Origin of the sequence: Thauera sp., assembly GCF_035444905.1 — a bacterium.
Classification (GTDB): Bacteria; Pseudomonadota; Gammaproteobacteria; order Burkholderiales; family Rhodocyclaceae; genus Thauera.
The window spans coordinates 1-7657 of record NZ_DAOMPS010000097.1 but is presented as its reverse complement, the minus strand read 5'-3'; the positions used below and the strand labels follow the sequence as shown (position 1 = coordinate 7657).

Here is a 7657-nt window from a genome sequence, read left to right as displayed (position 1 = left end):
ATCGCCCTCGGGTTTCAGATTCTATCGAGGCGACAACTATCTTGACCCAGAGGGGATGAGACCGAGCGAGCACGAAGGGAAGAACGAGACCGCCGCGGAGATCTTCGACCGGCTGTTTCTGCCCGCGATGGCGGGCCCGTGGGCCATTCGCGTCGTCGACGCGGCGCGACTCGCGCCGGGCGATCGGGTGCTTGATGTGGCCTGCGGCACGGGCGCCGTCGCTCAAGAGGCGATCGGGCGCATCGGGCCCGGTGGCTCAGTGGTGGGACTCGACCAGAGCGAGGACATGCTTGCGGTCGCCAGGCGAAAGATGCCGAGCCTCGATTGGAGGCAAGGGCGTGCAGAGGCCTTGCCTTTCGAGGACAACGCGTTCGACGCCGTGTTGTGCCAGTTTGGCCTCATGTTCTTCGATGACCGGGTCGGGGCATTGCGCGAGATGCGGCGGGTGCTGCGGCCGGGCGGCCGCATTGTCGCCGCCGTCTGGGACCGACTCGAGCACACGCCGGGCTATGCGGCGCTGACCGCCCTCGTGGAGCGACACCTTGGCCCGGAGGCGGGTAAACCGGTGCGCGATTCATTCGCCTTGGGCGACATCGACCTGGTCCGCTCACTGTTCGAGTCGGCGGGAATCGCTTCGCTTGATGTGGCGTCGCGGGCGGGCGTGGCTCGCTTCCCTTCGCTCCAGGCGTGGGTGGATGCCGAAGTCAGGGGCTGGGTCGGCGGCGATTTTGGCGAAGCGGCGTACGCCGCGTTCCTGGGTGAGGCCATGACCGTGCTGGCACCCTATGAACGCCCGGATGGCACGGCCGAATTCGATCTCCCCGCCGTTATCGCAACAGGCACGAAGGCATGAGGAGCCTCACGGGCGTCACCATTTCTCGCCCCCTGTGACGTGCTTCGGGCAGGAGCCGTATGACATCCGCGATCACACCGGAGCGGCCTTCGACCCCGCACTTGTGGTCCGGTATCAGTTGATCCATGCCGAGACTCATGGTGAGCATGGCGGAGCCAGTGGTCTGGGATCGGCGACTGTTCAGGTAAGTGCTGTCGTCGCAGGCCTTGTCGGTGCGTGAGCGGCCCGCGCCTTGTGCAGCTTTTTGTAGCTGTCGATCAGGCGCTGGTGCCGGTCCAGCCCTTCCAGCTTCAGGCTCGTCGGCGTGAGGCCGAAGAAGCGCACGCTGCCGTCGACCGACCCCAGCACCGCGTCCATCCGCTCCTTGCCGAACATGCGGCGGAAATTGGCGACGTAATCGTCCAGCTCCAGCTCGTCGTCCAGCACCACCTCCAGCACCGCATTCAAGGCCTGATAGAACAATCCGCGCTCGACCGTATTCTCGTTGTACTGCAGCAAGGCTTCGACGCGCTCCTTGGCCTCTTCGAACTGCTGCAAGGCGAGGTGAATCAGCAGCTTCAATTCCAGGATCGTCAGCTGGCCCCACACCGTATTCTCGTCGAACTCGATGCCGATCAAGGTGATGATGTCGGTGTAATCGTCGAGTTCGCTCTCTTCCAGGCGCTCGAGCAAGGCTTCCAGGCCGGCATCGTCGAGGCGATGCAGGTTCAGGATGTCGTCGCGGAAGCCCAGCGCCTTGTTGGTGTTGTCCCAGATCAGGTCGTCCACCGGATAGACCTCGGAGTAACCCGGCACCAGGATGCGGCAGGCGATGGCGCCGAGCTGGTCGTGCACCGCCATGTATACCTCCTTGCCCATGTCGGCGAGGATGTCGAGCAGGGTTGCGGCCTCGTCGGCGTTCGAGGTTTCGCCGTGGCCGGAGAAATCCCACTCGACGAAGTCGTGGTCGGCCCTGGCGCTGAAGAAGCGCCACGACACCACGCCGCTGGAATCGATGAAGTGCTCGACGTAGTTGTGCGGGTCGGTGACGACCGCTGTCTCGAAGGTGGGGCGGGGCAGGTCGTTCAGGCCTTCGAAGCTGCGCCCCTGCAGCAATTCGGTCAGGCTGCGCTCGAGCGCCACCTCCATGCTGGGGTGGGCGCCAAACGAGGCAAACACGCCGCCGGTGCGCGGGTTCATCAAGGTGACGCACATCACCGGATACAGCCCGCCCAGCGACGCATCCTTCACCAGCACCGGAAAGCCCTGGCGCTCCAGTTCCTCGATGCCCGCGACGATGCCAGGATATTTGGCCAGCACCTCCTGCGGCACGTCGGGCAGTGCGATTTCGCCTTCGATGATCTCGCGCTTGACCGCGCGCTCGAAGATCTCCGACAGGCACTGCACCTGCGCCTCGGCCAGCGTGTTGCCGGCACTCATGCCATTGCTGAGGAACAGGTTGTCGGTGAGGTTGGTCGGGAAATACACCACCGCGCCGTCGGACTGGCGCACATAGGGCAGCGCACAGATGCCGCGCGCGGTGTTGCCCGAGTTGGTGTCGTACAGGTGCGAGGCGCGCAGCTCGCCCTCGGGGTCGTAGATGCGCAGGCAGTAGTCGTCGAGCAGTCCGGTCGGCAGCGCATCCTTGCGGCCGGGCTTGAACCAGCGCTCGTTCGGGTAATGCACGAAGGGCGCGTTGGCGATGTCCTCGCCCCAGAACTGGTCGTTGTAGAAATGGTTGAAATTGAGCCGCTCGATGTATTCGCCCAGGGCCGACGCCAGCGCGCTTTCCTTGCTCGCGCCCTTGCCATTGGTGAAGCACATCGGCGAATGCGCATCGCGGATATGCAGCGACCAGACGTTGGGAACAAGATTGCGCCACGAGGCGATCTCGATCTTGATGCCCAGGTCCGCCAGCACCTTCGACATATTGGCGATCGTCTGCTCCAGCGGCAGATCCTTGCCGAGGATGTAGGTGCTGGTTTCCGAATCCGGATTCAGCGTCAGCAAGGCCTGGGCATCGGCATCCAGATTCCGGACCTCCTCGATCACGAACTCCGGTCCGGTCTGCACCACCTTTTTCACCGTGCAGCGCTCGACCGAACGCAGGATGCCCTGGCGGTCCTTGGCGGAGATATCTTCTGGCAGCTCGACCTGGATCTTGAACACCTGCTTGTAGCGGTTCTCCGGGTCGACAATATTGTTCTGCGACAGGCGGATGTTGTCGGTCGGAATATCGCGCGTCTCGCAGTACAGCTTCACGAAGTAGGCGGCACACAGGGCCGATGAAGCCAGAAAGTAATCGAACGGTCCGGGCGCCGAGCCGTCGCCCTTGTAGCGTATGGGCTGATCGGCGATGACCGTGAAGTCGTCGAACTTGGCTTCGAGACGAAGCTTGTCGAGAAAATTGACCTTGATTTCCATCGGGGAATCCTGAAATGGCGCGCAACGCGAATCGGGCGCCATTATCCCCGTTTTCCCGGCGCGGAACCGTGCTTCTGGTCGGCTCCAGCGGGCGGGTGCCGGCGCGGACAACCCGTTGTTGCCGGCTGCGCTGCGCGCCCGCCAAGGCGGCGCAGAGCAGCGCAAGGTGCCCCGGCGACGGTAGCGGGCGTGCTGATTGTTGCGTTTTTGGCAATGAAATTTTTCCATCTGTCGCCTATTTTGCTACGGCAGATGCGTCTAAAGTCCAGTCATAGCAGTTCCATTGATCGCGCTTCGTGTCGATCGCAAGCCCGCCTGTGGCCCTGGCGACTGACGCAAGCTCCCTGAACCTCAAAGGACGCCCCATCATGAAACGCTTCGTGCTCGCCCTGTTCTCGACCCTCGCCCTCGCCACGTCTGCCGCCCATGCGCTCGAATACAGCGAGGTGCTGGCCGACAAGAGCCAGATCACCTTCGGCTATCAGCAGATGGGCGTGTCGATGGAGGGGCGTTTCGGTACGTTCAGCAGCGAACTCCGCTTCGATCCGGCTGCGGTCGATTCGGCCAGGGCCGCGATCGAGGTCGAACTCGCCAGCGTCGACACCGGCCTGCCCGATGGCAACGAGGAAGTGGCACGCAAGACCTGGTTCAACACCGCCGATTTCCCCACTGCCCGCTTCGAATCCACCGCGGTGAAGGCGCTCGGCGGCAACCAGTACGAGGTCGCCGGCACGCTCACGATCAAGGGCACGACCAAGGACGTCATTGTCCCGGCCACCTTCACCCCCGAGGGCGACACCGGCGTGTTCGAGGGCAGCCTCAACATCCAGCGCGGCGATTTCTCGATTGGCGAGGGCGCCTGGAAGGCCTTCGACGTCGTCGCCAATGACGTGCTCATCAAGTTCCGCATCACCGCCGCGGCCCGCTGAGCCACCGCGTCGCCATCCCCCTTCCGTCGCTAACACCCCTTCATTTCTGCATCCCCCCAACCTCAAGAGGATTTACTCATGAACCGTATCGCCAAGCTCTCCGCTGCCCTGCTCATCGCCGCCAGCGCCACGACCTCCGCGTTCGCAGCGCCCGAGACCTACAACGTCGACCCCACCCACACCTTCGCCAACTTCTCCTACAACCACTTCGGCCTGTCGACCCAGATCTCGAAGTTCGAGCGCACCACCGGCACCGTCACGCTGGACAAGGAAGCGAAGACCGGCGCGGTCGACATCACCATCGACATGACCTCGGTCAACACCGGCTACGAGACCTTCAACGGCCACATCCAGGGCGAGGACTTCCTCGACACCGCGAAGTACCCGACCGCCACCTTCAAGTCGACCCAGGTGACCTTCGACGGCGACAAGCCCGCCACCATCGACGGCGAGCTCACCATCAAGGGCGTGACCAAGCCGGTGACGCTGACCGTGAGCCACTTCGCCAACATGCCGCACCCGATGCTGCAGAAGGACGCCCTCGGCGCCAACGCCAGCACCGTGATCAAGCGCAGCGAGTTCAACGCCGGCAAGCACGCGCCCTACGTCGGTGACGAGGTCACCATCACCGTCTCGATCGAAGCGATCAAGAACTGAGCACGCGGCGCGGGCCCGGCCCGCGCCTGGCTCGACATGAACGCCACCTGAACGCTGCTTTCAGCATGCGTTCAGGTGGCGGATCGCATGATGGCGTCACGGTCCAAGCCAGACCGACGACACCTCAAAGGAGAAGCCATCATGCGTGCTACCACCCTCATCGCGACCCTCGCCCTCACCGGCGGCATCTTTGCCGCGGGCGCCACCCTCGTTCCCGCCTTCGCCCAGAACGCCGCGCCAGTCGCCGCGCCCGCCACCGCAGCCCAGTCGAACTGGATGAGCATGCAGGCCCTGCAGACCAAGCTCGAGGCCGCGGGTTATCGAGATTTCGAGAAGATCGAACGCGAGCGCACCAAGTACGAAGTCAAGGCCACCGATGCGCAGGGCCAGCGGGTCGAGCTCGATGTCGATCCGGTGACCGGCGACATCCTCAAGACCGAGGTCAAGCGCAGCAAGTAAGCCTCGCCGCAAGGGGGCGCCGGCAATGCCGGTGCCCCCTCGTCACGACCAAGCTCGGGAGCCTTCGCCATGATCTCCGTCCTGTCCGCCTTCATCGCCCTCGTCGTGCTCGCCTGGGGGCTCGACGTCGCCACGCTCGAGCGCGGTGCCGCCTCGCTGCCCTGGTTTGCCTACGAGCAGGGTCTGTATCTGAGCGGCCTGCTCGCCATCAGCCTGATGTCGCTGGCGATGGTGCTGGCCACGCGGCCTGTCGTCCTCGAGCGTCCGCTCGGCGGCATGGACCGCATCTTCCGGCTGCACAAGTGGGCCGGCATCCTGGCCGCGGTGTTTGCCGCGCTGCACTGGCTGATCGAGATGTCCGACGATCTGATCAAGTCCGTGTTCGGTCGCGCCGGCCGCCTCGACGAGCTGGAGTTCGGCGGGCTGTACGAGATGCTGCGCGACGCCGGCGAGGAGATCGGTGAGTTTGCCGTCTACCTGGTGCTGGCGATGGTCGTGCTGAGCCTGTGGAAACGCTTCCCGTACAAGTTCTGGCGCCAGCTTCACCGCGCGATGCCGGTGCTCTACCTGCTGCTGGCCTTTCACGCCGCCGTGCTGGCGCCGCCGGGATACTGGGCGCAGCCGGTCGGCCTGTTGCTGGCCGCAATGCTCGCGGCCGGTTCGGTGGCGTCGGTGATCGCGCTCACCGGGCGCATCGGCCGCGACCGTCGTGTGCAGGGCGTCGTGACCGCCGTGTCCTCGCCCGCAGCCGATGTCACCGAGGTGGTGTGCCGGCTCGGCGGCGAATGGCGCGGCCATCGTGCCGGGCAGTTCGCCTTCGTGTCCTTCGTCGGCATGGACCGCTTCGAGGGCGCACACCCCTTCACCATCGCCAGCGCCGATCACGGCGACCGCACGCTCAGCTTCCAGATCAAGGCCCTTGGCGACTACACCCGCCAGCTCGCGAGCCGGGTTGCGGTGGGCCAGGCGGTGACGGTCGAGGGGCCTTACGGTCGCTTCGTGCTCGAGCGCCAGGACCGCAGGGCGCGCCAGATCTGGATCGCCGGCGGCATCGGGGTGACGCCCTTCCTCGCCTGGCTGGACGAGCTGCGCGGTAGTCCGGCAAGCGCGCCGCAGGTCGATCTGCACTACAGCACGCGCAGCGCCGCGGCCGACCCCTTCGTCAGCCGCCTGCGCAGCCTGTGCGCCGAGCTGCCGAGCGTGGCGCTGCACATCCACGACAGCGCGGCAGGCACCGGGCTCACCGCCGATGCGCTGGGCAAGGATCGCGCGGCAGGGCAGCGCGCCGAGGTGTGGTTCTGTGGCCCGCGCCGCTTCGGCGATCAACTCAAGGCAGGCCTGCGCCAGGCCTGGGGCGGGCGGCTGCGCTTCCGCCGCGAAGCCTTCGAGATGCGCTGAGACACCCGTCCGAAACGCAACGAGGCCGCCCGGCACAAGCGGGCGGCCTCGTCGTTTGCGGGCGTGGTGCGCTACGCCTTCGCGCTGAGCGATCAGTCCGCAACCCGCCACGGCAGGGGCGGCACGATCAGGCGCGGGGCCTGGCCGTCGCCCACCGGGCCGAAGCGCGGGCTGTGCTGCTCCCAGTCGGCCTGTGCCTCGGCGATGGCCGCCTTCGTCGAGCCGACGAAGTTCCACCACATCAGCACCGGCTCGGCGAAGGGCTCGCCGCCGAGCAGGAGCAGCCGCGTGCCCGCGCTCAGCGCCAGCTGCAGCGCCTGCCGTCCGCGCCCGAGGTAGGCGAACTCGTCGGCGGGGATGGTCTCGCCATCGACCGTCGCCTCGCCGACCAGCGGCAGCAGTCCGTATTCGAACGCCGGGTTCAGGGTCAGCCGCAGCGAGCTGGCCGCGTCGCTGGCGATGTCGAGGCCGAGCAGCGGGGAATACAGCCGCGTCGGCGCCGTTCGCCCGTCGTGGGTGCCGGCCAGCAGCGTCAGGCGGGCGCCCTCGTCCTGCCACTGGGGCAGCTCGGGGTAGTGGGCGAAGTCCGGCGCACAGGCCTCCGCCTCGGGCGGCAGCGCGATCCACAATTGCGCCGCATGCAGGGCTTGTCCATCGTGCAGCGAATCCTCGGTGTGGGCGATGCCGCGCCCTGCCGTCATCAGGTTCACCTGCCCGGGGCGGATGATCTGCGCGTTACCCAGGCTGTCGCGATGCATGACTTCGCCCTCGATCAGCCAGGTGAAGGTCTGCAGGCCGATGTGCGGATGGGCGCCGACGTGCATGCCCTTGCCGGGCGCAAAGCCCACCGGCCCGGCATGGTCGAGGAAACACCACGCGCCCACCATCCGCTGCTGGCGGCTGGGCAGGAAGCGGCGCACGAGCATGCCCTCGCCAAGGTCGGCGCTGCGGGCTTCGA

At 66.1% G+C, this 7657-nt stretch carries 7 protein-coding genes; 5 read left to right on the top strand and 2 right to left on the bottom strand.

What is annotated here, in order from left to right; all coding sequences use genetic code 11:
• Positions 1-853, top strand: an 853-nt coding sequence (locus PLC66_RS21715) for a methyltransferase domain-containing protein (RefSeq protein WP_324544276.1), incomplete at its 5' end; no start/stop codon positions are given.
• Positions 854-1033: 180 nt separating this feature from the next.
• Here the strand turns inward: PLC66_RS21715 and PLC66_RS21710 are convergent.
• Entirely contained in the window at positions 1034-3256 is a 2223-nt protein-coding gene (locus PLC66_RS21710) for an OsmC domain/YcaO domain-containing protein (RefSeq protein ID WP_324544275.1), read from the bottom strand.
• A gap of 368 nt (positions 3257-3624) precedes the next feature.
• Here PLC66_RS21710 and PLC66_RS21705 point away from each other — a divergent pair, with 368 nt between their 5' ends.
• From PLC66_RS21705 to PLC66_RS21690, 4 genes are all read left to right on the top strand, one after another.
• Positions 3625-4185, top strand: coding sequence for a YceI family protein (locus tag PLC66_RS21705; RefSeq protein ID WP_324544274.1), 561 nt, complete (start codon positions 3625-3627; stop codon positions 4183-4185).
• Between the two features lie 78 nt (positions 4186-4263).
• On the top strand, positions 4264-4842 hold the full coding sequence (locus PLC66_RS21700) for a YceI family protein (RefSeq protein WP_324544273.1): 579 nt from the start codon (positions 4264-4266) through the stop codon (positions 4840-4842).
• Positions 4843-4983: 141 nt separating this feature from the next.
• Positions 4984-5301 (top strand): PepSY domain-containing protein, encoded by a 318-nt coding sequence (locus PLC66_RS21695; protein ID WP_324544272.1) that lies wholly within the window; start codon positions 4984-4986, stop codon positions 5299-5301.
• Between the two features lie 69 nt (positions 5302-5370).
• The gene (locus PLC66_RS21690) at positions 5371-6699 is read left to right on the top strand and encodes a ferredoxin reductase family protein (RefSeq protein ID WP_324544271.1); all 1329 of its coding nucleotides are present in this window, start codon (positions 5371-5373) and stop codon (positions 6697-6699) included.
• Positions 6700-6791: 92 nt separating this feature from the next.
• Here PLC66_RS21690 and PLC66_RS21685 read toward each other — a convergent pair.
• The coding region (locus PLC66_RS21685; protein WP_324544270.1) for a pirin family protein at positions 6792-7657 on the bottom strand (866 nt) is incomplete at its 5' end.

Bases quoted from the DNA above. Each gene is read 5' to 3' on its own strand.
- PLC66_RS21700 (WP_324544273.1), top strand. From the start codon at position 4,264: ATGAACCGTATCGCCAAGCTCTCCGCTGCCCTGCTCATCGCCGCCAGC.
- PLC66_RS21710 (WP_324544275.1), bottom strand. From the start codon at position 3,256: ATGGAAATCAAGGTCAATTTTCTCGACAAGCTTCGTCTCGAAGCCAAG.
- PLC66_RS21695 (WP_324544272.1), top strand. From the start codon at position 4,984: ATGCGTGCTACCACCCTCATCGCGACCCTCGCCCTCACCGGCGGCATC.
- PLC66_RS21705 (WP_324544274.1), top strand. From the start codon at position 3,625: ATGAAACGCTTCGTGCTCGCCCTGTTCTCGACCCTCGCCCTCGCCACG.
- PLC66_RS21690 (WP_324544271.1), top strand. From the start codon at position 5,371: ATGATCTCCGTCCTGTCCGCCTTCATCGCCCTCGTCGTGCTCGCCTGG.